26 protein-coding genes are annotated in these 25,310 nt (G+C 71.3%); 12 read left to right on the top strand and 14 right to left on the bottom strand.

Annotated features, from left to right (window positions below; translation table 11 throughout):
* The first annotated feature begins 2 nt into the window (after positions 1 to 2).
* Positions 3 to 737 (top strand): L,D-transpeptidase family protein, encoded by a 735-nt coding sequence (locus tag MQN93_RS31815; RefSeq protein WP_242712296.1) that lies wholly within the window; start codon positions 3 to 5, stop codon positions 735 to 737.
* On the opposite strand, the gene MQN93_RS31810 is transcribed toward MQN93_RS31815, so the two are convergent.
* Both MQN93_RS31810 and MQN93_RS31805 read right to left on the bottom strand, forming a co-directional pair.
* Complete coding sequence (locus MQN93_RS31810; RefSeq protein WP_242712295.1) at positions 724 to 2,181, bottom strand: sensor histidine kinase; 1,458 nt, start codon at positions 2,179 to 2,181, stop codon at positions 724 to 726. The two genes, MQN93_RS31815 and MQN93_RS31810, sit on opposite strands and share 14 nt — an antisense overlap.
* A complete protein-coding gene (locus tag MQN93_RS31805; protein WP_278191401.1) occupies positions 2,178 to 2,918 on the bottom strand; it encodes a response regulator transcription factor in 741 nt (246 codons plus the stop codon). The genes MQN93_RS31810 and MQN93_RS31805 overlap by 4 nt, the downstream gene beginning before the upstream one ends.
* Positions 2,919 to 3,067: 149 nt before the next feature.
* Between MQN93_RS31805 and MQN93_RS31800 the strand changes: the two genes are divergently transcribed.
* The 5 genes from MQN93_RS31800 (at position 3,068) to MQN93_RS31780 (ending at position 7,928) form a co-directional block, all read left to right on the top strand.
* Positions 3,068 to 4,417, top strand: a complete 1,350-nt coding sequence (locus MQN93_RS31800; protein WP_242712294.1) for a ferredoxin reductase family protein — start codon at positions 3,068 to 3,070, stop codon at positions 4,415 to 4,417.
* 10 nt (positions 4,418 to 4,427) lie between these two features.
* Positions 4,428 to 4,865 carry an FMN-binding protein gene (locus tag MQN93_RS31795; RefSeq protein ID WP_242712293.1) on the top strand — a complete coding sequence of 146 codons (438 nt, stop codon included), beginning with the start codon at positions 4,428 to 4,430 and terminating at the stop codon, positions 4,863 to 4,865.
* Positions 4,866 to 4,940: 75 nt separating this feature from the next.
* Positions 4,941 to 6,323: a ferredoxin reductase family protein gene (locus MQN93_RS31790; RefSeq protein WP_242712292.1), complete on the top strand. Its 1,383-nt coding sequence runs from the start codon at positions 4,941 to 4,943 to the stop codon at positions 6,321 to 6,323.
* 29 nt (positions 6,324 to 6,352) lie between these two features.
* Positions 6,353 to 7,132: an FMN-binding protein gene (locus MQN93_RS31785; RefSeq protein WP_242712291.1), complete on the top strand. Its 780-nt coding sequence runs from the start codon at positions 6,353 to 6,355 to the stop codon at positions 7,130 to 7,132.
* 55 nt (positions 7,133 to 7,187) lie between these two features.
* Positions 7,188 to 7,928, top strand: a complete 741-nt coding sequence (locus tag MQN93_RS31780) for an FAD:protein FMN transferase (protein WP_242712290.1) — start codon at positions 7,188 to 7,190, stop codon at positions 7,926 to 7,928.
* A gap of 117 nt (positions 7,929 to 8,045) precedes the next feature.
* On the opposite strand, the gene MQN93_RS31775 is transcribed toward MQN93_RS31780, so the two are convergent.
* The 6 genes from MQN93_RS31775 to MQN93_RS31750 are packed head-to-tail and all read right to left on the bottom strand — an operon-like array spanning position 8,046 to position 13,537.
* On the bottom strand, positions 8,046 to 8,585 hold the full coding sequence (locus tag MQN93_RS31775; RefSeq protein ID WP_016434321.1) for an arginine repressor: 540 nt from the start codon (positions 8,583 to 8,585) through the stop codon (positions 8,046 to 8,048).
* A gap of 7 nt (positions 8,586 to 8,592) precedes the next feature.
* Positions 8,593 to 9,789, bottom strand: coding sequence for an acetylornithine transaminase (locus MQN93_RS31770; protein WP_242712289.1), 1,197 nt, complete (start codon positions 9,787 to 9,789; stop codon positions 8,593 to 8,595).
* Positions 9,786 to 10,715 (bottom strand): acetylglutamate kinase, encoded by a 930-nt coding sequence (gene argB / locus MQN93_RS31765; RefSeq protein ID WP_242712288.1) that lies wholly within the window; start codon positions 10,713 to 10,715, stop codon positions 9,786 to 9,788. The genes MQN93_RS31770 and argB overlap by 4 nt, the downstream gene beginning before the upstream one ends.
* Positions 10,712 to 11,863, bottom strand: a complete 1,152-nt coding sequence (gene argJ / locus MQN93_RS31760) for a bifunctional glutamate N-acetyltransferase/amino-acid acetyltransferase ArgJ (protein ID WP_242712287.1) — start codon at positions 11,861 to 11,863, stop codon at positions 10,712 to 10,714. The genes argB and argJ overlap by 4 nt, the downstream gene beginning before the upstream one ends.
* Complete coding sequence (gene argC, locus MQN93_RS31755) at positions 11,860 to 12,888, bottom strand: N-acetyl-gamma-glutamyl-phosphate reductase (protein ID WP_242712286.1); 1,029 nt, start codon at positions 12,886 to 12,888, stop codon at positions 11,860 to 11,862. Before argC ends, argJ begins: the two co-directional genes overlap by 4 nt.
* A gap of 52 nt (positions 12,889 to 12,940) precedes the next feature.
* Positions 12,941 to 13,537 (bottom strand): ABATE domain-containing protein, encoded by a 597-nt coding sequence (locus MQN93_RS31750; RefSeq protein ID WP_242712285.1) that lies wholly within the window; start codon positions 13,535 to 13,537, stop codon positions 12,941 to 12,943.
* 82 nt (positions 13,538 to 13,619) lie between these two features.
* Here MQN93_RS31750 and MQN93_RS31745 point away from each other — a divergent pair, with 82 nt between their 5' ends.
* Positions 13,620 to 14,852: a cysteine desulfurase gene (locus MQN93_RS31745; RefSeq protein WP_242712411.1), complete on the top strand. Its 1,233-nt coding sequence runs from the start codon at positions 13,620 to 13,622 to the stop codon at positions 14,850 to 14,852.
* Between the two features lie 54 nt (positions 14,853 to 14,906).
* On the opposite strand, the gene MQN93_RS31740 is transcribed toward MQN93_RS31745, so the two are convergent.
* The gene (locus tag MQN93_RS31740) at positions 14,907 to 17,432 is read right to left on the bottom strand and encodes an alpha-L-arabinofuranosidase family protein (RefSeq protein WP_242712284.1); all 2,526 of its coding nucleotides are present in this window, start codon (positions 17,430 to 17,432) and stop codon (positions 14,907 to 14,909) included.
* 116 nt (positions 17,433 to 17,548) lie between these two features.
* Here MQN93_RS31740 and MQN93_RS31735 point away from each other — a divergent pair, with 116 nt between their 5' ends.
* Positions 17,549 to 18,022 carry a DUF6314 family protein gene (locus tag MQN93_RS31735; protein WP_242712283.1) on the top strand — a complete coding sequence of 158 codons (474 nt, stop codon included), beginning with the start codon at positions 17,549 to 17,551 and terminating at the stop codon, positions 18,020 to 18,022.
* A gap of 10 nt (positions 18,023 to 18,032) precedes the next feature.
* On the opposite strand, the gene MQN93_RS31730 is transcribed toward MQN93_RS31735, so the two are convergent.
* The 3 genes from MQN93_RS31730 to MQN93_RS31720 all read right to left on the bottom strand — a co-directional run bounded on the left by MQN93_RS31730 (position 18,033) and on the right by MQN93_RS31720 (position 20,674).
* Entirely contained in the window at positions 18,033 to 18,626 is a 594-nt protein-coding gene (locus MQN93_RS31730) for a histidine phosphatase family protein (RefSeq protein ID WP_242712282.1), read from the bottom strand.
* A gap of 120 nt (positions 18,627 to 18,746) precedes the next feature.
* Positions 18,747 to 19,181 (bottom strand): GNAT family N-acetyltransferase, encoded by a 435-nt coding sequence (locus MQN93_RS31725; protein ID WP_037781645.1) that lies wholly within the window; start codon positions 19,179 to 19,181, stop codon positions 18,747 to 18,749.
* Positions 19,182 to 19,234: 53 nt separating this feature from the next.
* Entirely contained in the window at positions 19,235 to 20,674 is a 1,440-nt protein-coding gene (locus MQN93_RS31720; RefSeq protein ID WP_242712281.1) for an aminotransferase-like domain-containing protein, read from the bottom strand.
* Between MQN93_RS31720 and MQN93_RS31715 the strand changes: the two genes are divergently transcribed.
* The gene (locus MQN93_RS31715; protein WP_016434333.1) at positions 20,673 to 21,593 is read left to right on the top strand and encodes a DMT family transporter; all 921 of its coding nucleotides are present in this window, start codon (positions 20,673 to 20,675) and stop codon (positions 21,591 to 21,593) included. The two genes, MQN93_RS31720 and MQN93_RS31715, sit on opposite strands and share 2 nt — an antisense overlap.
* Positions 21,594 to 21,687: 94 nt before the next feature.
* On the top strand, positions 21,688 to 21,882 hold the full coding sequence (locus MQN93_RS31710; RefSeq protein WP_016434334.1) for a DUF1918 domain-containing protein: 195 nt from the start codon (positions 21,688 to 21,690) through the stop codon (positions 21,880 to 21,882).
* A gap of 48 nt (positions 21,883 to 21,930) precedes the next feature.
* Here the strand turns inward: MQN93_RS31710 and MQN93_RS31705 are convergent, their stop codons facing one another.
* Complete coding sequence (locus tag MQN93_RS31705; RefSeq protein WP_242712280.1) at positions 21,931 to 23,154, bottom strand: glycoside hydrolase family 10-like protein; 1,224 nt, start codon at positions 23,152 to 23,154, stop codon at positions 21,931 to 21,933.
* Between the two features lie 175 nt (positions 23,155 to 23,329).
* On the opposite strand from MQN93_RS31705, the gene MQN93_RS31700 reads away from it, so the two are divergent.
* Both MQN93_RS31700 and MQN93_RS31695 read left to right on the top strand, forming a co-directional pair.
* The gene (locus MQN93_RS31700) at positions 23,330 to 24,208 is read left to right on the top strand and encodes a 3-hydroxybutyryl-CoA dehydrogenase (RefSeq protein WP_308404455.1); all 879 of its coding nucleotides are present in this window, start codon (positions 23,330 to 23,332) and stop codon (positions 24,206 to 24,208) included.
* Between the two features lie 234 nt (positions 24,209 to 24,442).
* A complete protein-coding gene (locus tag MQN93_RS31695) occupies positions 24,443 to 24,700 on the top strand; it encodes a hypothetical protein (protein ID WP_016434337.1) in 258 nt (85 codons plus the stop codon).
* A gap of 26 nt (positions 24,701 to 24,726) precedes the next feature.
* Here MQN93_RS31695 and MQN93_RS31690 read toward each other — a convergent pair whose 3' ends face one another.
* Positions 24,727 to 25,272, bottom strand: coding sequence for an NUDIX hydrolase (locus MQN93_RS31690; protein WP_016434338.1), 546 nt, complete (start codon positions 25,270 to 25,272; stop codon positions 24,727 to 24,729).
* Positions 25,273 to 25,310 lie beyond the last annotated feature (38 nt).

The following is a 25,310-nucleotide window of genomic DNA, read 5'->3' as shown; positions in this document are numbered from 1 at the left end:
CCATGCGAACCGCAGTCGCCGCGGGCGCCCTGGTGTCCGCCTCCGTCCTGGTGCTCGGCGCCGTACCGCCCGCGTCGGCCTCCTCCTCCGCGCCGCCCTTCGCCGCGAGCGCTCCGCTGCCCGCCCGTATGGCCGACACCGGTGGCGGTACGCAGCTGATCACCGCCGTGGCGCCGGGCAGGGGCTCGACGACGGGCACGGTCACCTGGTGGGACCTGCGGCGCGGGCACTGGGTGAAGTCCGGTTCGGCGTCCGCCCGGTTCGGGGCGAAGGGGCTCGTGGAGGGGACCTCCCGCAAGCAGGGCACCAACACGACGCCCACCGGCCTGTACGACCTCCCCTTCGCCTTCGGCATCAAGGCCGCACCGTCCGGGACGGTCTACAAGTACCGCCGTGTGCACCAGAGTTCGTGGTGGTGCGAGGACAACGCCTCCCGCTCCTACAACCGCTGGACCGAACCGCGCCCGGCCGACTGCCGCGCCTCGGAGTCGGAGCACCTGGTCGCGTACCCGACGCAGTACGCGTACGCGCTCGTCATCGGCTTCAACTACCACCGACGCGTGCACGGCCGCGGGGCCGGGATCTTCCTCCACGTCAACGGCCGGGGAGCGACGGCCGGTTGTGTCTCCGTACCGTCCGCCGCGATGCGCAGGATCCTCACCTGGGCCCGCCCTGGGCGTGCGCCGCACATGGCGATCGGCACGACGAGCGGCAGCACCGCCATCACACGGTACTGAGCCGCACGACGAACGCGGTCGAACCCGGCCGGCTCTCCAGGCCCACGCTGCCCCCGTGTGCCTCCGTCACCGCCGCGACGATCGACAGCCCGAGCCCCGCTCCCGCGCCGGGGGCGTCGGTGCGGCGGCGGTCGGCCCGGGTGAAACGCTCGAAGACGCCGGGCCGGAGGTCCTCGGGTACGCCCGGGCCGTCGTCGTGCACGGTGAGCACGGCCGAGGTGCCCTCCGTCTCCAGGGACACCGTGACCTCGGTGCCGGGCGGAGTGTGCACACGCGCGTTGGCCAGCAGATTGGCCAGCACCTGATGGAGCCGGTGCTCGTCGCCGGTGACCGTGACGGGCTCCGTCGGCAGCTCCAGGGCCCAGCGGTGGCCGGGGCCGGCGGCCCGGGCGTCGGTGACGGCGTCGAGGACCAGCCGGGTCAGGTCGACGGGCCGGCGTTCCAGGGGACGTCCCGCGTCCAGCCGGGCCAGGAGCAGCAGGTCGTCGACCATCGCGCCCATACGGCCGGACTCGGCGGCGATGCGTTCGAGGGCGCGGGTGACCTCCGGCGGCACGGGGCCCGGGTGCAGCAGGGCGAGCTCCGCGTGTCCGCGCACCGAGGCGACCGGCGTACGCAGCTCATGGCTGGCGTCGGCGGCGAAGCTGCGCAGCCGCTCCTCGCTGGCGTGCCGCTTGGTCAGCGCGTCCTCGACATGGCCCAGCATCCGGTTGAAGGCACCGGCGACCCGGCCCACCTCGCTGCGCGGGTCGGGCTCGGGGGCGCGCGGCGGCAGCGCCACCTCGCCGCTGGCCAGCGGGAGTTCACTGACCCGGGCGGCGGTGGCCGCGACCCGGCTCAGCGGCCTGAGCGACCAGCGCACCCACAGCGCGCCCGCGACGCCGGTGAGGGTGAGGGCGGCGCCGAAGACGATCCCGGCGACCAGTTCGAGGCGGTGAACGGTGGCCTCCACCGGCTCCAGGGGCAGCCCGGTGAGCAGGACGTCGCCGTCGCGGCCCCGGGTCGCCGTCACGCGGTAGTCGTCCAGGGCGGAGAGTTCGACGGTGTGGCCCTGTCCGTCGACCGGGACGGCGGCGAGTTCCTTCGTGTCGTGCGCGGTGGGCGTGATGTGGACGATGCCGGTCGGCCGGATGACCGCCGCCGAGGTGACCGTGGGGCCGACCAGGCGGGCGCCGAAGGTGCCGGTGGCCTGTCTGCGGTCGTCGCCGTGCTCGTCGCCGTCGTGGTCGTCCGGCAGGCTGCCGCCGTGTTCAAGGCTCACGGCGAAGCGGTTGCCCGTTTCGGCCAGCTGTTCGTCGAGGCGGCTGGTCAGGAACCCGTTCAGCTCGATCACCGCGGCCAGGCCGACCGCGGCACAGCTGATCGCGAGGAGCACGACCAGACCGAAGGTGAGGCGGGCGCGGAGCGTGCGCGGCCACGGCGGACGGCGCCACCGGCCCCTCATGGGGACACCGGCTTGAGGACGTATCCGGCTCCCCGCACCGTGTGGATCATCGGCTCCCGGCCCGCGTCCACCTTCTTGCGCAGATACGAGATGTACAGCTCGACGACATGGGCCCGGCCGCCGAAGTCGTAGGACCACACCCGGTCGAGGATCTGCGCCTTGCTGAGGACGCGGCGGGGGTTGCGCATCAGGAAGCGGAGCAGCTCGAACTCGGTCGGGGACAGTTCGATCAGGTCTCCCGCGCGGGTCACCTCACGCGCCTCCTCGTCCATGACGAGGTCGCCCACGGTCAGCCGCGGTCCCTCCTCCTGCTGCCGGGCCATGCCCGCGCGGCGCAGCAGGCCACGGACCCGGGCGACGACCTCCTCCAGGCTGAAGGGCTTGGTGACGTAGTCGTCGCCGCCCGCGGTGATGCCCGCGATCCGGTCCTCCACCGCGTCCCGCGCGGTCAGGAACAGCACGCAGACGTCGGGTTTCACGGTGTGCAGGGAGCGCAGCACGGCGAAGCCGTCGGTGTCCGGGAGCATCACGTCCAGGACGACGGCGTCGGGCATCAGCTCCCGGGCCTCGGCGAGGGCGGCGGCGCCGTCGCCCGCGGAGCGGACCCGCCAGCCCTCGTAGCGCAGGGCGCCGGACAGCACCTCGGCGAGGTCCGGGTCGTCGTCGACGACGAGGACGCGCAGCGGGGTGCCGTCGGGGCGGGTCAGTGCGGGGCGGCCGGAGCGGGTGGTGTTCATGGCTCCACCAGCATCTCTCCGCTCCGGGTCCGCGGGCGGCCTTGGATGCTCTGAGTTTCCTCTGAGTGCGCTCTCAGGCCGCCCGTTCAGAGCTGTCTGAGAGGTTGCGGCGGCACAGTTGCGTCCCGAACAGGCGAAAGGACGCATCCATGACCACTGTGTACGAGCGGCGGACGGTGTCGGCGGCGCCGGCCGCCCCGCGCTCCCCCGCGGGCGCCGTGCTGGCGCTGCTGTGGGCGGGGGTGGCCGCCGTTCTCGCCGTGTGGTGGGTGGACACCGGTTCGGTGGTCGGCACCGCGGGTGTGCTGACGGGGGCCGGGCGGATCGCCGGGCTGCTGTGCGGGTACTCCTGCGCGGTGCTGGTCGGGCTGATGGCGCGGGTGCCGCTGCTCGAGCGCCGGGTGGGCTCGGACCGGGTGGCCCGCTGGCACGCGATGGCCGGCCGGTACACGGTGTGCCTGCTCGTCGCGCACATCGTGCTGATCCTCCTCGGATACGCCGCCCAGGACAGCGCCTCGGTGTGGCACGAGACGGTCACCGTGATCCTGGACTACCCCGAGATGCTCAAGGCCACCGCCGGCACCGTGATCCTGTTCGCCGTCGGCATCACCTCGGCGCGCGCCGTGCGCCGTCGCACCGGTTACGAGTTCTGGTACTACGTCCATCTCCTCACCTACGCCGCCGTGTTCCTCGCCTTCGGCCACCAACTGGCCCTGGGCAACGACCTCAGCGGCAACTCCCTGGCCACGGCCGCCTGGTACGCGCTCTACCTCGGCGTCGCGGCCCTGGTGCTGTGGTTCCGGATCCTCGCGCCGGTACGGCTGAACCTGCGGCACCGGCTGCGGGTGGAGTCGGTGCACCGGGAGGCGCCGGGCGTGTTCTCGGTCGTCGTGCGGGGCCGCGATCTGGACGAACTGGGCGCACAGGCAGGGCAGTTCTTCCGCTGGAGGTTCCTCGGCGCGGGCCTGGGGTGGACGTCGACGCCGTACTCGCTGTCGGCGCCGCCGCGCCGGGACCTGATGCGGATCACGGTCAAGGCGCTCGGCGACCACAGCGCGGCGGTCGCCCTGCTGCGTCCCGGGACGCGGGTGTGGGCGGAGGGCCCGTACGGCTCGCTGACCGCGGACCGGCGGACCGCGCCGAAGTCGCTGCTGATCGCCGCCGGTGTCGGCATCACCCCGCTGCGGGCCCTGTTCGAGACCCTGCCCGGCGAGGTCACGCTCCTGTACCGGGCCCGTACGGCCGAAGACCTCGCCCTGGGCGGGGAGTTGGAGGCGATCGCACGCTGGCGCGGCGCGCAGGTGCGCTACGCGCTCAACGGGCCGGACGGAAGCCGCCCGGACCTGTCGCCGCAAGCGCTGCGCGCGAACTTCCCGGACCTGGCGGGCCACGACGTCTACATCTGCGGACCCCACGGCTTCGCCCGCGATCTGTACGCGGCGCTGTGCGCCGCCGGTGTCCCCGACCGCCGTATCCACCATGAGTCGTTCGAGTTGTGAGGCAGTGCCCGTGCATGCGTTGAAGAAGAACCGCCCGCTGCGCCGCGTCGTGCTCGCGAGTGCCGCCACCGTCTCCTCGATGGTGCTGCTGCTGTCGCTCAAGCCGCACTCGACGCCCGCGCCCGCCGTGGCGGTGCCCGCGCCTTCCGGAAGCGCGGGTGCCGTCACCGGTACGAGGACCGTGACCGGCGACTCGGTGCAGACCCGCTGGGGCCCGGTCCAGGTCCGTATCACCCTCAAGAGCGGCAAACTCACCGAGGTGACGGCGGTCGTCTACCCGACGGAGAACCCACGCGACCAGGAGATCAACAGCTTCGCCCTGCCACGGCTGCGCAGCGAGGCGCTCCAGGCGCAGAGCGCGGACATCGACACCGTCTCGGGTGCCACGTACACAAGTGACGGTTACCGCCAGTCACTCCAGTCCGCACTGGACTCGGCACGCGGCTGAACACTCCTGCGCCCCGGCACGTATTCCAGGGCCAAGGGACCACGTCGACCCCCTTGCCCCCGCCCCGGAGGAACAGTGACCACCACGCTCGCAGGCGGCCGCGCCGCCCGCCGCCAGACGATGCGCCGCATCCGCCCGCGCCGCTCCCCGGCGACCGCCCTGCTGCTGGCCGTGGGAGCCGGCGCGGTCGGTGTGCTGTGGCTGTGGTGGCACAACACGCCGTCGATCGCCGACAACAACGGCAAGATCCTCAACGCGGGCCGGATCACCGGTCTGCTCGCCGGCTATCTGATGGCGCTCGTGGTGCTGCAGATGGCGCGCGTGCCCGCGCTGGAACGGCGCGTCGGCTCCGACCGGGTGGCGCGCTGGCACGCGATGAGCGGCCGCTACACGCTCAGTCTGATCGTCGCGCACGTCTTCCTCACCATGTGGGGCTATGCGCTGCAGGCCGGCAAGTCGCTCGGCGACATCGTCCAGCAGACGATCGACTCCATCAATCAGCTGCCGGACATGGGCAAGGCGGCCATCGGCGCGGGCCTGTTCGTGCTCATCGGGCTGACGTCGATCGCCCCGGTCAGGCGCAGGCTGCCGTACGACACCTGGTACCACGTCCATCTGCTGACGTACGCGGCCGTGTTCCTGACGTTCTGGCACCAGATCACCACCGGCAACGACTTCGCGGTCGAGCCGATGGCGAAGACCTTCTGGTACGCCCTCTACGGCGTCGTCACCGCGCTGGTGCTCTGGTACCGCATCCTCACGCCGATCCGGCTCAACCTGCGTCACCGCATGCGGGTCGAGGCGGTCATCGAGGAGACGCCGGGCATCGTGTCGGTGCTGATCGGCGGGCGCAAGCTGCACCGGATGGGCGCCGAGGCGGGACAGTTCTTCCGCTGGCGGTTCCTCGCGCCGGGCATGCGGTTCAGCTCCCACCCGTACTCGCTGTCGGCGGCTCCCCGCCCCGACGTGCTGCGGATCACCGTGAAGGCGATCGGCGACCACAGCGCCCGGCTGCGCGAACTGACGCCCGGGACCAGGGTGTGGGCCGAGGGTCCCTACGGCGCGATGACCGCCCAGCGGCGCAGCCGCGGCAAGGTGCTGCTGGTCGCGGGCGGCGTCGGCATCACGCCGATGCGGGCGCTGTTCGAGACGCTGCCGGGCGCGTCCGGCGACATCACGCTGCTCTACCGGGCCAACACCACGCAGGACCTGGCCCTTTGGGACGAGCTGGCGGCCATCGCGGACGACCGCGGGGCGCGGCTGATGTACGCGGTCAACAGCCCGGACGGGGAGCGCCCCGACATCTCGGCGGAGCGGCTGAAGCAGAAACTGCCCGACATCGACAAGCACGACGTGTTCATGTGCGGGCCGGCCGGCTTCGCGCAGACCGTGTACGAAGCACTGCGCGGAGCGGGAGTGCCCGCCCGCCGCATCCATCACGAGTCGTTCGAGATGTGAGCGACGGGACTTCAGGAGTCTGGGAACCGATGAGGAAGAGTCATCCCATCCGGCGTGTCGTGCTGGCCACCGCCGCCACCGTGTCGGGCGTCGTGCTGATGCTGTCGCTGAAACCGGCGTCCGACCCGAACGCCGAGGCGGCGGGCGGCACGGCCCCGCAGCAGAGCGCGGCGGCACAGGAGTCACCGCAGGGCGGCGCCGCCGGAGCCGGGTCGGGCACCGTCGACGGTGCGGTGGTCCAGACCCAGTACGGCAACGTCCAGGTACGGCTGACCGTCAGCAACGGCAAGATCACCAAGGCCGACGCGGTGCAGGCACCCAAGGGCGGCACCAGCGACCAGAAGACCGCACTGGCCGTGCCCAAGCTCAACCAGGAGGCGGTCGCCGAGCAGAGCGCGCAGATCGACTCGGTCTCGGGGGCGACGTACACCAGCACCGGCTACAAGAAGTCGCTGCAGTCGGCGATCGACAAGATGAAGGCGAGCGCCGGGGCTTCGCAGGGCAGCGGCTCCTCGCAGGGCGGCGGCGCCTCGCAGGCGAAGACCGTCACCGGCAAGGTCGTGCAGACCCAGTACGGGCCCGTGCAGGTCCGTATCACCGTCAGCAACGGAAAGATCACCAAGGCCGACGCGGTGCAGGCACCCGAGGGCGGCACCAGCGACCAGAAGACCGCGCTGGCCGTCCCGAAGCTCAACCAGGAGGCGGTGGCGGCCGGCAGCGCGGACATCGACTCGGTGTCGGGCGCCTCGTACACCAGCGCCGGGTACAAGCAGTCGCTGCAGTCGGCGCTGGATCAGGCCGGTGGCTGAGTCGGTGGCCGAATCGGCTGAAGCCCCCGCCGCGGTACGTCATGCGGAGGAGGTCATGGGGACCGTCTTCTCCTTCGACGTCCGCGGCGGGCGGCCCGGTGCGGTGCAGGCGGCGCTGGAGAAGGCGGTCGCCGGGCTGCACCGGGTCAACGAGGTGTTCAGCATGTACCGCGACGACAGCCAGCTCGCCCGGCTCTCGCGCGGTGAGCTGACCGTCGCCGACTGCGCGCCCGAGGTCGCGGAGGTGCTCGAACTGGGTGCCGAGGCGGAGCGGGTGAGCGACGGCTGGTTCAGCATGCGCTACGAAGGGCGGCTGGATCCGACCGGCATCGTCAAGGGCTGGGCCGCCGAGCGCGCGGCGCGGCTCCTCGCGTCGACCCCCGGCGTGTGCGGGGTGAGCATGAACGGCGGCGGCGACGTCCAGCTGCTCGGGGCGCCCGAGCCGCACCGGCCCTGGCGGGTCGGGGTGGCCGACCCGCTGCGTCCGGGCGGTCTCGCGGCGGTCGTCTCCTCGGCGGGCGCGGACGAGCTGGCGGTGGCGACGTCCGGCAGCTATGAGCGCGGCGCCCATATCGTCGACCCGCGCACGGGCCGCTCCGCGGTGACCGACCTGGTCGCGGTGACGGTGGTGGCGCCCACGCTGACCTGGGCCGACTGCTGGGCCACGGCCGCCTTCGCGATGGGATCGAGGGCGGGGCTGCGCTGGCTGGAGTCCCTGCCGGACGTGGAGGGACTGCTGATCACGGCGGGCGACGAGGTGCGCTGCACCGGAGGGTTGGCGGCCCGCCTGGGCTGAGCCCTGCCGGGAGCGGACGGGCGGGACGAACCCCCATGCGGGTCCGGGGCGCCACGGGACATCCGTGCGCCCCGGACTCGTTCGTGCCGGTGGCCGTGCCGTTCGGCCGGGCAGCGCTCAGTGCCCGTTCTGCGCCAGGCGCAGCAGATGCTCCGCCAGGGCCTGGCCGCCGGTGGGCTCCCGGCTGATCAGCAGCAGGGTGTCGTCGCCCGCGATGGTGCCGAGGATGTCGTGCAGCTCGGCCTGGTCGATGGCCGAGGCCAGGAACTGGGCGGCGCCCGGGGGCGTCCGCAGCACGACCAGGTTCGCCGAGGCCTCCGCGGAGATCAGCAGCTCCTGGGAGAGCCGCCGCATCCGCTCCTCCTTCGCCGACTCGCCGAGCGGGGCCCGCGGGGTGCGGAAGCCGCCCTCGCTGGGGACCGCGTAGATGAGGTCGCCGTCGTTGTTGCGGATCTTCACCGCGTTCAGCTCGTCCAGGTCCCGGGAGAGCGTCGCCTGCGTGACGGTCAGCCCGTCGTCGGCGAGCAGCTTCGCCAACTGGCTCTGGGAGCGCACCGGTTGCCGGTTGAGGATGTCCACGATCCGGCGGTGGCGTGCGGTGCGGGTCTGCGGCACGGCAGGCCCGGCGTGCTGTGCGTCGTCCTCGGCCTGGCTCATCGTCGTCTCATTCTCCGGATCCGTCCCCGTGTGCTCGGTCCAGGACGCCGGGAAGTGCCCCGAGGAACGCGTCCACCTCGTCGTCGCGGAGATTCAGCGGCGGCATCAGCCGTACGACGTCGGGCGCGGGCGCGTTCACCAGGAATCCGGCCTCCTGAGCCGCCTGTCGCACCTGGGGCGCGAGCGGCTCGGTGAGCACGATACCCAGGAGGAGGCCCGCACCCCGGACATGGGCGATCGACGGGTTGCCCAGGGACTCGATTCCGTCCCGCAACCTCTCGCTCTGCCGCTTGACGTTCTCCAGCAGCCCCTCGTTCTCGATGGTGTCGAGCACGGCGAGTCCGGCGGCGCAGGCGACCGGGTTGCCGCCGAAGGTCGTGCCGTGGTGGCCGGGCTGCAGCAGCTCGGCGGCCCGGCCGAAGGCGACGGTCGCGCCGAGCGGCAGCCCGCCGCCGAGGCCCTTGGCGAGGGTGACGACGTCCGGCAGGACGCCCTCGTGCGCCTGGTACTCGAACCAGTGCCCGGTGCGCCCGATGCCGGTCTGCACCTCGTCGAGGACGAGCAGCGCGCCGGTCGCGGCGGTGATCGCGCGGGCGGCCTTGAGATAGCCGGGCGGCGGGGTGACGACGCCGATCTCGCCCTGGATCGGCTCCAGGATCACCAGCGCGGTCTCGTCGGTGACGGCGGCCGCGAGGGCCTGCGCGTCACCGAACGGCACATGCGTGACGTTGCCGGGCAGCGGCAGGAAGGGCTCCCGCTTGCCCTGCTGGCCGGTCATCGCGAGGGCGCCCATGGTGCGGCCGTGGAAGGCGTCCTGGGTGGCCACGACATGCGTACGCCCGGTCAGCCGGCCGATCTTGAAGGCGGCCTCGTTGGCCTCGGCCCCGGAGTTGCAGAAGAAGACCCTGCCCTCGCGGCCGAACAGGCTCAGCAGCCGTTCGGCGAGCGTGACCGTGGGGTCGGCCATGAAGAAGTTGGAGATGTGGCCGAGGGAGGCGATCTGGGTGCTGACGGCCTCGACGATCGCCGGGTGGGCGTGGCCGAGCGCGTTGACGGCGATGCCGCCGACGAAGTCGAGGTACTCGTTGCCGTCGGCGTCCCACACCTTGGTGCCCTCGCCGCGCACGAGGGGCAGCAGCGGGGTGCCGTAGTTGTTCATGAGCGAGCCCTGCCACCGCTCGGCGTACTCCTGATGGGCGGTCATACGGCATCCCCCTCTTGTTCGTCGGGCACGACGTGTTCGTCGGGCACGACCATCGTGCCGATGCCCTCGTCGGTGAAGATCTCCAGCAGGATCGAGTGCGGGACCCGGCCGTCGATGACGCGGGCGGTGTTGACGCCGTGGCGCACCGCGTACAGGCAGCCCTCCATCTTCGGCACCATGCCGGAGCTCAGATCCGGCAGCAGCTTCTCCAGCTGGGAGGCGGTGAGGCGGCTGATCACCTCGTCGCTGTTCGGCCAGTCCTCGTAAAGGCCCTCGACGTCCGTGAGGACCATGAGCGTTTCGGCGCCAAGAGCAGCAGCGAGTGCCGCAGCCGCCGTATCAGCATTGACGTTGTAGACATGTCCGTCGTCCTGGCTACGGGCGATCGACGAGACGACCGGGATGCGGCCGTCGGCGAGCAGTGCCTCGATCGCGCCCGTGTCGATCTCGGTGATCTCGCCCACCCGCCCGATGTCGACCAACTCGCCGTCGATCTCGGGCTGGTGCTTGGTGGCGGTGATGGTGTGCGCGTCCTCGCCCGTCAACCCCACGGCCAGCGGCCCGTGTTCGTTGAGCAGGTTGACCAGCTCGCGCTGCACCTGCCCGGCCAGCACCATCCGTACGACGTCCATGGCGTCCTCGGTGGTGACCCTCAGGCCTGCCTTGAACTCGCTGACGATGCCGTGCTTGTCGAGCGCAGCGCTGATCTGGGGGCCGCCGCCGTGCACGACGACCGGCTTGAGCCCGGCGTGGTGCAGGAAGACGACGTCCTGGGCGAACGCGGCCTTGAGGTCCTCGTCGATCATGGCGTTGCCGCCGAACTTGATGACGACCGTTTTGCCGTTGTGCCGGACCAGCCAGGGCAGCGCCTCGATGAGGATGCGGGCCTTGGGCAGTGCGGTGTGTTTCCGCGTGGGATGGTTCATGAGGAGTAGGCGCTGTTCTCGTGGACGTAGTCGGCGGTGAGGTCGTTGGTCCAGATCGTGGCGGTCTCGGACCCGGCGGCGAGGTCGGCGACGATGTGCACCTCGCGGTAGCGCATGTCGACCTTGTCGCGGTCCTCGCCGACGCCGCCGTTCTTGCAGACCCAGACGCCGTTGATGGCGACGTTCAGCCGGTCGGGCTCGAAGACGGCCTTCGTGGTGCCGATCGCGGAGAGCACCCGGCCCCAGTTGGGGTCCTCGCCGTGGATGGCGCATTTGAGGAGGTTGTTGCGGGCGATGGAGCGGCCCACCTCGACGGCGTCGTCCTCGCTGGCGGCGCCCACCACCTCGACCTTGATGTCCTTGCTGGCGCCCTCGGCGTCCCGGATCAGCTGCTGCCCGAGGTCGTCGCAGACCTGGCGTACGGCCTCGGCGAACTCCTCGTAGTCCGGGGTGACGTCGGCGCTTCCGGAGCTGAGCAGCAGCACGGTGTCGTTGGTGGACATGCAGCCGTCGGAGTCCACGCGGTCGAAGGTCGTGCGCGTGGCGTCCCTGAGCGCCTTGTCCAGTACGTCGCTGTCGACGACCGCGTCCGTGGTGAGGACGACCAGCATGGTGGCGAGGCCGGGGGCGAGCATGCCCGCGCCCTTGGCCATGCCGCCGACGGTCCAGCCGTTCCTGGTCACGACGGACGTCTTGTGGACGGTGTCGGTGGTCTTGATGGCGATGGCGGCCTTCTCGCCGCCGTGCTCGGAGAGCTGGGCGGCGGCCGTCTCGACTCCCGGGAGCAGCTTGTCCATCGGGAGCAGGACTCCGATGAGGCCGGTGGAGCAGACGGCGACCTCGATGGCGCCCCGGCCGAGCACCTCGGCGACCTTCTCGGCGGTGGCGTGCGTGTCCTGGAAGCCCTTGGGGCCCGTACAGGCGTTGGCGCCACCGGAGTTGAGGACGACGGCCGAGACCTGGCCGCCCTTGAGGACCTGCTCGGACCACAGCACCGGCGCGGCCTTCACACGGTTGGAGGTGAAGACGCCGGCGGCGGCGCGGCGGGGCCCGGTGTTGACCACGAGGGCCAGGTCCGGGTTGCCGTTCTCCTTGATCCCGGCGGCGATGCCCGCCGCCGTGAATCCCTTTGCTGCCGTCACGCTCACGGCGCAACTCCGATCGTCGTCAGCCCGGTGGTCTCGTCGAGACCGAGGGCGAGGTTCATGCTCTGGACGGCACCGCCCGCGGTGCCCTTGGTGAGGTTGTCGATGGCGCTGATCGCGATGATGCGGCCCGCCGCCTCGTCGTACGCGACCTGCACCTGAACGGCGTTGGAACCGTAAACGGACGCCGTGGCGGGCCACTGGCCCTCGGGGAGCAGATGGACGAAGGGCTCGTCGGCGAAGGCCTTCTCGTAGGCGGCGCGAACGGCCTCGGCCGTCACGCCCTCGACGGCGGACGCGCTGCAGGTGGCGAGGATGCCGCGAGGCATCGGCGCGAGGGTCGGCGTGAAGGAGACGGTGACCCGCTCCCCGGCCGCCGCGCTGAGGTTCTGGATGATCTCCGGGGTGTGCCGGTGGCCGCCGCCCACGCCGTACGGCGACATGGAGCCCATGACCTCGCTGCCCAGCAGATGCGGCTTGGGCGCCTTGCCCGCGCCGGAGGTGCCGGAGGCGGCGACGATCACGGCCTCGTTCTTCGCGAGTCCGGCGGCGTAGGCCGGGAAGAGCGCGAGCGAGACGGCGGTCGGGTAGCAGCCGGGCACCGCGATGCGCCTGGACCCCGTGAGCGCGGCGCGGGCGCCCGGCAGTTCGGGGAGGCCGTAGGGCCAGGTCCCGGCGTGCGGCGAGCCGTAGAACTTCTCCCAGTCGGCCGCGTCCTTCAGCCGGAAGTCGGCGCCCATGTCGACGACCAGGACGTCCGGGCCGAGCTGTTCGGCGACGGCGGCGGACTGGCCGTGGGGCAGGGCGAGGAAGACGACGTCGTGTCCGGCGAGGGCCTCGGGCGTGGTCTCCTGCAGCTCCCGGTCGGCCAGCGGCAGCAGATGCGGCTGCAGCGCGCCGAGTCGCCTGCCCGCGTTGGAGCTGCCGGTCAGGGCCCCGATCTCGGTCTCCGGGTGCGCCAGGAGCAGCCGCAGGAGCTCTCCGCCCGCGTATCCGCTCGCTCCGGCCACTGCCGCACGTACCGCCATGTCACCCTCCTCTGGATGGCATGACTATACGTTTCGCTGCACGTTTATGCAATCAGCGCGCTTTGCGGGCCTCGTACGCACGCGCCGCCCGCACCCGGTTCCCGCACTTGGTCGTGCACCAGCGCCGCGCCGCGTGGGAGCGCAGGAACCACCGGGTGCAGCCGCGGGCGGCACACGCGGTCAGCTGGTCCGCCTCGCCGCCGGTGAGCAGGTCGGTGGCGTCCTCGGCCAGCAGGGAGAGCGCGGCTGCGGCCGGGTTCGCGGTGTCGGGCACGTCGGCGCGGTGCGGGCCGTCCGCGGTCCAGGCGAGCCGCGGGGTCGAGGGGGCGGCGGCGAGCGCGGCGTTGAGGGTGGCGAGGTCGTCCGCGGCGGGGCGGCCCTGGGCGCCGTACGCCTCGAAGAGCGCGCGCAGCGCCTCGCGCAGACCGAGCAGCCGCCCGTACTGCCGACCGTTCAGGGCCACCCGGTCGGGCAGCAGCTCGTGCCGCACCAGCCACAGATGGGCGGCCTCGGTGTCGTCGAGCAGGTCGACCGTGCCGTGGCTGAGCGCGAAACGGGTGTTGACCAGGGCCAGCGAGAGGTAGCGCTCCTCGCCGGGCACCGGGAGCTGATGCAGATAGACAGGGGCCTCGTGATCCACGTCCCTCATGGTAATCCTTGCGATTCTCCGTGAGGAGGCCTAGCGTTCCTCACGGCAAAGCGTGGTATATACCGTGAGAGGTGATGACGCCGTGGGCTTCGACGTGGACGAGTTGCGCGAGGACTTCCCCATCCTGGGGCGGACGGTGGACAGTGGCGCCCGTCTCGTCTACCTGGACTCCGGTGCCACGACCCAGAAACCCCTCCAAGTCCTGGACGCGGAGCGGGACTTCTACCTCACGCGCAACGCGGCCGTGCACCGCGGCGCGCACCAGCTGGCCGGGGAGGCGACGGAGGCGTACGAGAACGCGCGGCACACGATCGCGCGCTTCGTCGGCGCCGCGGACGACGAGATCGTCTTCACCAAGAACACCACCGAGTCGATCAACCTCGTCGCCTACGCCCTCGGCAACGACCGCCGGATCGGGCCCGGCGACCGGATCGTGGTGACGGAGATGGAGCACCACGCCAACCTGGTGCCCTGGCAGCAGCTCGCCGAGCGGACCGGGGCGACGCTGGACTGGTTCGGTCTGACGGACGACGGGCGCCTGGACCTGACCCGGATCGACGAACTGCTGGACGAGCGCACCAAAGTGCTGGCCGTCTCCCACCAGTCCAATGTGCTCGGCACGATCAACCCGGTGCGCGAACTGGCCGACCGTGCCCACGCGTTCGGCACCCTGGTCGTGGTCGACGGGGCGCAGTCGGTCCCGCACCGCCCGGTCGACGTGACGGAGCTGGGCGCCGACTTCCTCGCCTTCTCCGGGCACAAGATGCTCGGCCCGAACGGCATCGGCGTGCTGTGGGGCCGCCGCGAACTCCTCGCCGGACTCCCGCCGTTCCTGACCGGCGGCTCGATGATCGAGATCGTGGAGATGGACCGCACGACCTTCCTGCCGCCGCCGCAGCGCTTCGAGGCGGGCGTGCCGATGACCTCGCAGGCGGTGGGGCTCGCGACGGCCGTGGACTATCTCCAGGCCCTGGGCATGGCGGAGGTCGCGGCGCACGAGGACCGGCTGACGGCCCGCGCGCTGACGCTGCTCGGCGAGGTCCCCGGGGTGCGGATCGTCGGCCCCCGGGACCTCACCGACCGCGGCGCGGCCGTCTCCTTCACGGTCGACGGCATCCATCCGCACGACGTCGGCCAGGTCCTGGACGAGCGGGGCGTCGCCGTCCGCGTCGGCCACCACTGCGCCCGCCCGATCGTGCGGCGCTACGACATCCCGGCGACGACAAGGGCGAGCTTCTACGTCTACAACACCGAGGCCGAGGTGGACGCGCTGGTGGACGGCGTCCGCGCGGCGCAGGAGTACTTCGGGGTGTGAAGGTCCCCCGGCGGTGCGGGCCGCCGTCGCCCGGACGGCGGCCCACTGCAGGTGCTACTTCTGCTTGATCCGCAGGAAGGTGACCGAGTTCGCCGGGAAGGTGTACGTGAACCTGTCGGCGACTCCCGAGAAGGTGGACGCCACCGGTGCGACGGGCGTGCTCGTCTCGGTGTTCACCGCGTCCGGTGCGGCGGCGAGCGTGGTCACCCGGGCCTTGGCGGCGACCTTCGCGCCGCCGAGGTCGATCGCCGTACGGGCCGCCGCGGACTGGGCGTTGACCACCTTGACGATCAGGTCGCCGGTCCGTGCGTCCTCGGTGACGACCTGACGGAACGGCTCGGCCGGCTTGTCGTCGGTGAAGCTGCCCCACTCCTGGCCGTCCAGGTACAGGGTGACCTGGCGGCCGCGCACCTTGACGTCGATGTCGTAGGCCCGCCCGGTCTCGACGGAGCCCGCCTTGGCGATCAGCGTCGACTTGCCGCCGTCCACGGCCTGTTCGACGGCGGTCTGGGTGTTGTTCCAGCCGCCGATGTTCCACCAGTAGTAGTTACCGGTGTCCTTGACGCCGAAGGCGACGAGGAAGCCCTCCTTGCCGGACTGCTTGGTGGCCTTCACATGGAGGTCGTAGTCGTGCCAGGACGGGTCGCCGGCCGAGACCATGGTGTTCTCGGCGGCGGTGTCCGTCTGGACGTACTGCCCGTCCTGGATGCTCCAGCTGCCGCCGCCGGTGTGCGTCCACTTGGCGGCGTCACCGGAGAAGTCGTCGCTGAGCAGCGTGTTCCCGTCGGCGTCCGTCACCGTCACGTCGTCGTAGGCGGCGCTGGTGGCCCAGGTCGACAGGCCGACGGCGCCGGAGATGGGGGCGAGCAGTGACGGTGTGCTGGTGGCGGTCGAGGGCACGACGCAGTCGCCGACGTTGGTCATGAACAGCTTCTGCACCTCGTAGTCGGCCGAGTTCCAGGAGGCGTGGTTGTTGAACCACACCATGTCGGGCCGCCACTGGACGTAGTCCTCGTTGGCGAACAGCGGTGCGTACGAGGCGAGTTTCACGACGTCCGCGTTGCGTTCCAGGCCGGTCATGTACGCCGCCTCGGCGAGGCCGTTCTTGAAGGCGTTGCCGCCGGAGGCGTACTCACCGAGGAAGACCTTGGGCCCGCCGCGGTCGTAGGAGTCGTAGCGGTCGTTGTTCTGCAGGAACCACTGCGGGCTGTTGTAGTAGTGCTCGTCGACCATGTCGACCTTGGCGTCCCTGTTGAGCTGCCAGGCCGTGTCGAAGGTCGAACCGGAGTCGTCCGGGCCCGCGTTGGAGATCACCGTCATATAGGGGTACTTGGCGTCGATGGCGGCGCGGAACTGCTGGAAGCGGGCGAAGAACTCGTTGGGCAGGTTCTCCTCGTTGCCGACCTCGATGTGGGTGAGGTGGAAGGGCTTCGGGTGGCCCATCCGCGCGCGCAGCTTGCCCCACTTCGACGTCACCGGTCCGTTGGCGAACTCGATGAGGTCGAGGGTGTCCTGGATGTGCCGCTTCAGCAGCGCGTCGTCGTCGACGGCCCGGTTCTGGCCGCAGCCGGTGACCAGTGCCGGGACGACGGGCAGCGGCATGGCGCCGATGTCCTCGGCGAAGCGGAAGTACTCGTAGTAGCCGAGGCCGTAACTCTGGTTGTAGCCCCAGAAGTTGGCGTTCGTGGCGCGGGTCTCGACCGGGCCGACGGTGTCCTTCCACTGGTACGAGCGCTTGCGCTGGTAGCCGGAGGCCTCGCTGTAGTCCTCCATGGAGCCGGTGTTGACCAGACAGCCGCCGGGGAAGCGGACGAAGCCGGGGTGCAGGGCAGCGATCTTCTCCGCGAGGTCCTTGCGCAGCCCGTTCGGCTCGTGCTTGTAGGTGTCGCGCGGGAAGAGGGAGACCATGTCGAGCGCGGTCGCGGCCGAAGAGGCCACGGTGAGGCGGCCGTCGGAGCTGGTGCGGGTGGCGGTGAACGCCGCCCTGTACTGTGCCCAGCCGCCCTTGCGCACGGCCACCCGGCGGGCGGTGGCCAGTGTCCCGTCGGCGTCCTGCAGCGACACCGTGAGCGAGGTGCCGCTCTCGGCGCGGGCCCACACCGAGAAGTCGTAGGCCTTGCCCTTCTCGACCCGGACACCGGTGTTGTAGCCCGCGTTGGTGACGGCCGAACCGGCGCCCAGGGAGAGGTAGTTGCGGTTGCGGGCGTTCAGCCGGCCGTCGTCGTCCACGACCTGCGCGGTGCCGTCGACGGTCCACGCGGTCAAGGGCGTGTACGACGTGTTGTCGGCGGTGGAGTACTCGAAGGACCTGTTCTGCACGAGTTCGGCGTACAGACCGCCGTCGGCGGCGCGGTTGATGTCCTCGAAGAAGACGCCGTACATGGTGTCGTCGATCTTCGCACCCCTGGTGGCGGGGTCGACGGTGATCGCGTAGTCGGTGACGTCCGCGGTGCCGTTGGGGTCCGCGGTGTCGGCGGCGTGGGCGGGGGTGGGGGCGAGGGGGGCGGCGAGGAGGAGGGTGCTGGCTCCGAGGGCGAGTCTCAGCCGGGTGCTGGGCGGGCGACGAGTGGTATGTGACATGGCACTCCACGGCTCGTTCGAAATATCAGACAATGGTCAGCACTTCGAACGGCAAGATAGGGAAGGGGCGTGAGCACGTCAATGGAACCGGCAGCGCCCGGCGTAAGGTCGAGGGCATGCATGCGCCATTGCCCTTTCCCTCCCCCACGGGCGAGCTCTGGCCCGTTCCGGACGTACTGGCCCATCTGGCCGGGCGCTGGCGCGTCCACCGGATCGTGCGGGACCTGGCGAGCCGGGACGAGGGGTGGTTCGAGGGAACGACGGTCTTCAGCCCGCTCGACGAGGGCGGTCTGCTGCACGAGGAGTCCGGCACCTTCACCTGGCGGGGCGTCTCCCGCCCCGCCGAGCGCACCCTGCGCTTCCTGCCGGGGAGTTCACCCGGCACCGCGGACGTCCGCTTCGCCGACGGCCGCCCCTTCCACGACCTGGACCTGGCCTCCGGCCACCATGTCGCCGACCACCCTTGCGCGGCGGACCTCTACCGCGGCGAGTTCACCGTCCGCGACGCGGACCACTGGCGGACCGTGTGGCGGGTGGGCGGACCGGCGAAGGACCTGGTGCTCAGCACCGAGTACGAGCGGGTGGGCTGAGCCCGAGCGCTCAGGCGCGCGACGTCTGCGCCCGCGTCGCGTCGAAGCGGAGGTTCCAGCGGCCCTCGTGGCCCGTGACGTTGATGGTCGACAGCGGGCGGACGTCGATGTTCCAGTAGGTGGACGGCGGAGCCTTGAGGACGTAGACGAGGGCCGCGCGGACGACGGACGGCTCGGCCACGGCGACGATGCGGCCGCCGTCCTCGAAGGGGCGGGTGTCGAGCCAGTTGCCGACCCTGGTGATGAAGCTGATCAGCGACTCCCCGCCGTGCGGGGTGCCCCGCGGATCGGCGAGCCAGGCGTCGACGGCCTCCGGCTCACGGGCCATCGCCTCGCCCAGGGTCAGCCCGCGCCAGCGGCCCATGTCGCAGTCGCGCAGGGCGAGTTGGACGAGCGGCGCATAGCCGAGGGCGTCCCCGGTGGCGCGGCTGCGCAGGGTGGGCGAGCAGTAGCGCAGCTCGGCCGCCGCCAGCGGGATCAGGTCATGGGCGACGCGCTGCACCTCGTCCCAGCCGGCCTGGTCGAGCGGCCGGGGATCCTCGAAGCGCTCGGCAAGCAGCGGGGAACTGCGCGCGGCCGCGACGAAAGTGACCCTAAGTTGCATGCGGCGATGGTGTGACGAAGAAGTGCGCAGGTCAAGGGACATTGCCTCGGAGTCACCGACGGTGGCCAGGACTTTACTTCAAGGTCAGGACCTGGCGGACAAGCCACACAAACCGCCGGCTCAGAAGACCAGCGCCATCCACTGGTCGGGCCTCGCCAGCTCCCGGAACCCGAGCTTCTCGTACACACCGTGGGCATCGTGCGTGGCCAGCAGGATGCGCCGCAGCCCGAACGGCTCCAGATGATCCCGCACGGCGCCCACCATGGCCGTCCCGATGCTCTTGCCGCGCACGGAACGGTCGACATAGACGTCGCATAGCCAGGCGAAGGTCGCCCGGTCGGTGATGACCCGGGCGTAGGCCACCTGATCCCCCGAAACCGTGTCGTACACCCCGAAGTTGAGCGAGCCGGCGATCGCCCGCTCCTGCTTCTCCCGTGGCCGGCCCGTGGCCCAGTAGGCGTCGGTGGACAGCCAGCCGTGGACGCGGTCGACGTCGAGGCGGTCCGGGTCGGTCGAGATCTCGTAGCCCTCGGGAAGGCGCACCGTGTCGGTCATGGCCGGAGGTTCGCAGGCCCGGGAAGGAGGCGTCGAGTGGTTTTCGGCGTGGCTCATCGCCCGAGCATCTCCGCACAGGCCGCCCGCAACCGCCGTACCCCCTCCGTGATCTCGCCCGTCCCCGCGACCGCGGCGAAGCTCAGGCGTACGTGGGCGGCCGGGGGTTCGGCGCTGAAGTAGGGGCGGCCCGGGGTGATGGCGACGCCTGCGCGCAGGGCGGCGGAGGTGAAGGACAGGTCGTCGGTGCCGTCGGGGAGGCGGAGCCAGAGGTGGTAGCCGCCCGACGGGACGTGCGGCAGGGCCAGTTCGGGCAGGCTCAGCCGCAGCGCCGCCGTCATCGTGTCGCGGCGGGCCCTCAACTCGGCCGCGACCGTGCGGAGATGGCGGGGCCAGGCCGGGGATCCGACGAGTTCGACGGCGGCCTCCTGCAGCGGCCGGGGGACGAAGAAGGTGTCGACGATCTGGATGGCGCGCAGCCGTTCCAGGACCGGCCCGCGGGCGGCGAGCGCGCTGACCCGGAAGCTCGGCGAGGTCGCCTTGGTCAGGGAGCAGACGTGGACGACGACGCCGTCGGGGTCGTCGGCCATGAGCGGGCTCGGCAGCGGGCCCGCGTCCTCGTGCACCAGCCGTCGTACGAAGTCGTCCTCGACGACGAACGCACCGGCCTCGCGGGCGATCCGCAGCACCTCGGCGCGGCGCTCGGGCGCGAGGACGGCACCGGTCGGGTTCTGGAAGAGGGGCTGGCAGACGAAGACCCGGGCACCGGTCGCGCGGAACGCGTCGGCGAGCAGGGACGGCCGGACGCCGTCCGGATCCACCGGCACGGGCACGGGGCGCAGACCGGCCGAGCGCGCGATCGCCAGCATGCCGGGGTAGGTGGGGGATTCGACGAGTACGGGCGCGCCGGGCGGTGCCACCGCGCGCAGGGCCGTGGTCAGCGCGGACTGGCCGCCCGCGGTGATCAGCACCTCGGCGGCGGTGACCCCGCCGCCGATGCCCCGCGCGAACCACTCCCGCAGCTCCGGCAGCCCCTCCAGCGGGGGCCGGCCCCAGGCGCCGGGACGCCGCCCGGCCCGCGCGAGGGCCGCCGCCATGGCCCGCTCCGGCTGCAGGGACGGGTGCAGATAGCCGCCGTTGAACTCGACGACCCCGGGCGGCGGCGCGGTGAGCGAGACGACCACCCCCGAGGCGTCCACGGTGCGCGGTACGAGGTCGGCGGCGCCGTCCGCGCTGAGCGCGACCTCCTGCCAGGAGGTGTCACCACCGGCGGCGGTCGCGGCACGGGGTTCGGCACGGAAGGCTCCCGCTCCCGGCCGGGTCACCACCAGTCCCTCGGCGGCCAGCTGGGCGAGGGCCCGCGAGACGGTCACCGGGCTCACACGGAACCGTTCGACGAGGGAGCGGCTCGACGGGAGCTTTCCACCGGGAGAGTAGCGGTCCAGCTCTCGTCGCAGCTGTGTCGCCAGCTCACCTACGCTGCTACGCTGTTGCATGACAGCACAGAATAGCGCTACTGCCCCGGAGCGGATAGCGGTCGCCACCCGGCCCACGAGACCGTCCGCCTCCGGCACCCTCCAGGCCGTCCTCGGCGTCGTCGCCTTCTCCCTCACCTTCCCGGCCACCGCCTGGGGTCTCGAGGGCTTCGGGCCCTGGTCGCTCGTCGCCGTCCGCAGTGTCCTGGCCGCGCTCATCGCGGGCGCCTGTCTGCTGGCCACCGGCGCCCGGGTGCCCGAGCGCCACTCCTGGCCGGGGCTCGCTGTCGTCGCCGCCGGGGTCGTGGTCGGCTTCCCGCTGCTGACCACCCTTGCGCTGGAGACGTCCACCACCGCGCACGCGGCCGTCGTGGTCGGCCTGCTCCCGCTCACCACCGCCCTGTTCTCCGCTCTGCGCACGGGCCACCGCCCCTCCCGCACCTTCTGGACGGCGGCCCTCGCGGGCGCGGCCGCGGTCGTCGCCTTCACCGTGCAGCAGAGCGGCGGCGCGCTGACGACCGCCGACATGTATCTCTTCGCCGCGCTGCTGATCTGCGCGGCCGGCTACACCGAGGGCGGCCGGCTGGCCCGCGTCATGCCGGGCTGGCACGTGGTCGGCTGGGCGCTGGTGCTGTGTCTGCCGCTGGGCGTGCCGGCCGCGGCACTGGCCCTGTCGTACGAGCCGGTGCATGTGACCGCGCACAGTGTGACCGGGCTGCTGTGGGTCGCGGCGGGCTCGCAGTTCCTCGGTCTGGTCGTCTGGTACCGCGGCATGGCGGCCATCGGCATACCCAAGGCCAGCCAGTTGCAGTTGGCGCAGCCGCTGCTCACACTGGTGTGGTCGGTGCTGCTGCTGGGTGAGCACCTGACGGCCGCCGCACCGCTGACGGCCGCGGCGGTCCTCGTGTGCATCGCCGTCACCCAGCGGGCGCGGGGCTGAGCGGCGTGCACGCGCCGGTCCCAACCCCGGCCCTGCGCCGTAGACTCAGGGCCACGGACCGCTGCTCCCGCACATCGGTGAGGAGGCGCCACACATGCAGGCAACCGTGGGTGACCAGCTTGTCCAGCACGGCAGGGTGGTCGGACAGCACGACAAGGTCGGCGAGATCGTCGAAGTACTGGGCCCGGGGGGCAACCCTCCGTTCCGCGTCCGCTTCGAGGACGGGCATGTGGGTGTGTGCTCCCCCGGCCCCGACACCGAGATCCGGCACAAGGAAACGCAGCACTAGTTCACACCGCAGTAGTGCACCCAGCAGTAGTTCAGCGTGGGCGACGGATCAGCGCGGGGGCCTCGCCGGCTGCCGGTAGTGGTCGGCGACGACCCGCGCCATGGCCCCGATCCGGTCCGTCGCCACGTCCTTGGCGGCGAAGAAGACGTGCCCGCGCGCCTGCGGGTACTTTTTCGCCAGGGTGAGGTGCCGGGAGAGTTCGGCGGGGTCCTGCCAGGCGGCGGGCTGCGCCGGGTCGCCCGCCTTGTACAGCGCCTCCCCCACGTAGAGCCGCGTGCCAGTGCCCCGTGCCACCTCCGCCCACCAGGGCAGCAGCTTGGCGTAGTCGGCGGCGGCGAAGCCGATGTTCCAGTAGATCTGCGGCACGACGTAGTCGATCCAGTTCTCCCGCACCCACGTGCGGGTGTCCGCGTGCAGGTCGTCGTACGTCTGCACACCCGCCGTCGTGTCCGAGCCGAGCGGGTCCGTCGCCGCGTTGCGCCACACCCCGAACGGGCTGATGCCGAAGCGGGTGCCGGGGCGGGTCCGCTTGATGCGCGCGGCCATCTCGCGCACCAGCCGGTCGATGTTGTCGCGGCGCCAGGCCGCCCGGTCCGGAAAGCCGCCGCCGTGGCGTGCGTAGGCCTCGTCGTCGTCGAAGGTCTCGCCGGCCACGGGATACGGATAGAAGTAGTCGTCGAAGTGCACGGCGTCCACGGGGTACTTCCGCACCGCGTCGAGCATCGCCTCCTGGACGAAGGCGCGGACCTCGGGCAGCCCCGGGTTGTAATAGAGCTTCCCGCCGTACGGCACCACCCAGTCCGGGTGCCTGCGCGCGGGGTGCGAGGGGACGAGCCGCGTCGGGTCGGTGTGGAGGGCGACGCGGTACGGGTTGAACCACGCGTGCAGCTCCAGCCCTCGGGCGTGCGCCTCCTCGACCGCCGTCCGCAGCGGGTTCCAGCCCGGGCCTTGGCCCTGGGTCCCGGTGAGGTACTCCGACCAGGGCTCGTACGGCGAGGGCCACAGCGCGTCGGCCGTCGGACGCACCTGGAACATCACGGCGTTGAGGCGGTCGCGCACCGCCACGTCGAGGTGTCCCACCAGCTCCGCGTGCTGCTGGGCCGCCGTGAGGCCCGGGCGGGAGGGCCAGTCCCTGTTCCCCACGGTGGCCACCCACACGCCCCGCATCTCGCTGCTCACGCGCCGGTGCCGCGGTGCGGCACTCGCGTCCGGCGCCGCCGCCAGCGTCGCGAGCGCGGCCAGTGCGAACGTCCTGCGTGACAGTCGCCCCATCGTCACAACACCCCCATACCGTACGAATCCGCGCGGTCACGGATCGTTTCCGCCGCCCAGGATGCCCGTACCCGCGCGATCGATCATCGATACTTGGGAGTAACGTGCACGATCGGAGCAGGCGCCGAACCAGAGGGGTCCTGCTGGAACCCGTAAGACCAGCGAAGGGGTCGATGTGACAGACATCCCGTCGGGAGACATTGCGCGCGTCGGAGTCGTGGGCTGTGGCCAGATGGGGGCCGGCATCGCCGAGGTGTGCGCCCGATCCGGGCTGGAGGTCATGGTCGCGGAGACCACCGGCGAGGCCCTGGAGATCGGCCGCACCCGGCTGTTCAACTCCCTGTCCAAGGCGGCCGAGCGCGGAAAGATCAGCGCGGAGGAGCTCGATGCGACGCAGGCGCGGCTCAGCTTCACCACCGACCTCGGCGAGTTCGCCGACCGTGATCTGGTGATCGAGGCCGTCGTCGAGAACGAGCAGGTCAAGACGGAGATCTTCCAGGTGCTCGATCAGGTCGTGACCCGGCCCGACGCGATCCTGGCCTCCAACACCTCCTCGATCCCGCTGGTCAAGCTCGCGGTCGCCACCTCGCGCCCCGACCAGGTCGTCGGCATCCACTTCTTCAACCCGGCGCCCGTGCAGAAGCTGGTGGAGCTGATTCCCGCGCTCACCACCTCCGAGGGCACGCTCAGCCGCGCCCAGCTGTTCGCGGAGAAGGTGCTCGGCAAGCACGCCATCCGCGCGCAGGACCGCTCCGGCTTCGTGGTCAACGCGCTGTTGATCCCCTATCTGCTGTCCGCGATCCGGATGTTCGAGTCGGGCATCGCCAGCCGCGAGGACATCGACAACGGCATGGAGCTCGGCTGCGCCCACCCGATGGGCCCGCTGAAGCTCTCCGACCTGATCGGTCTGGACACGGTCGCCTCGGTGGCGTTCTCGATGTACGAGGAGTACAAGGAGCCGCTGTACGCCGCTCCCCCGCTGCTGCAGCGCATGGTCGACGCGGGCCGGCTCGGCCGCAAGTCCGGCTCGGGCTTCTACAGCTACGCCGCCTGACCGGTAGCCACGTCTGACCGGTGTCCACCACAGTGTCCTGTCCAGGGTGCTGACTACACAGTGCGACGAACGCGGGCCCGGCACCTTTGTTGGTGCCGGGCCCGCGTCTTTCACACACCGTGTGCGCGCCGGGCTCGCATATGCCGCTCGCACACGCTCCCCACGCGTCCACCAGGCGAGTTGACTCATCATGCGCATGCAACGGATGTGACGACTACGGAAAGGAGCGGACCCGTGACCGCCGACCCGGAGCATCCCGTGGTCCAAGGAGAACTCGCAGAGTTACGCCGCCGGCTCGATGTCGCGTACGCACGCGTCGAGGGCGGACTGGCTCTGCTCAACCATCGCACCGAGGAGACCGACAAGGAGATGGACGACTTGAGCGCACGGATCGTCGCGCTGGAGCACACCCGTTGGCCACTGCCCGCGATAGCGACACTGACCGCGGTGGGCGCGCTCGTGGCGACGATCTGGCAGGCCCTGGGCCGCTGACACCGGCCCAGGACGCGGTAGGGGGATCAGGGCATGGTGTCCTGGCCGAGCCTGAGGTGATGCAGGAACAGTAACGCGGCCGCCATGTTGGCGGCCGGGACCTCTCCGCGGGCGACCATGTCGGGGACGAGCTTGAGGGGGACCCATTCCCGGCGGTCCGACTCGAAGTCGTCCACGGGATGCCCGACGTATTCGCCCTCGTCGGCCCAGTAGATGTGGTGCCGGGCGTCGGTGAGCCCGTTGGACGGCTCCACACTCATGAGGTGCTGCAGAGGTCCCGGCCGCCATCCGGTCTCCTCCTCGAGTTCCCTGGCGGCCGCGACGGCGATGTCCTCCCCGTCCTCGACCACCCCGGCGGCGAGTTCCCACCCCCAGCTGTCGGTGATGAAGCGGTGGCGCCACAGGAGGAGGACCTCGTTGGCCTCGTTCACCACCGTCGCCACGGCCACGGGCCGCAGCCGTATCAGAAAGTGATCGAGATGCCGGCCGTCCGGCAGCTCGACATCGGCGAGATTGACGTTGAACCAGCGGTTTGCGTACACAGTTTGTTCGTTCTGTTTCGTCCACTGCACGGTTCTGCCACCTTCCGTCGAGTAAGTGGCAATATCGC

It is taken from the genome of Streptomyces spinosisporus, assembly GCF_022698145.1.
GTDB lineage: Bacteria > Actinomycetota > Actinomycetes > Streptomycetales > Streptomycetaceae > Streptomyces > Streptomyces spinosisporus.
The sequence above is the reverse complement of the archived record's forward strand: the minus strand, read 5'-3'. Positions and strand labels throughout refer to the sequence as shown.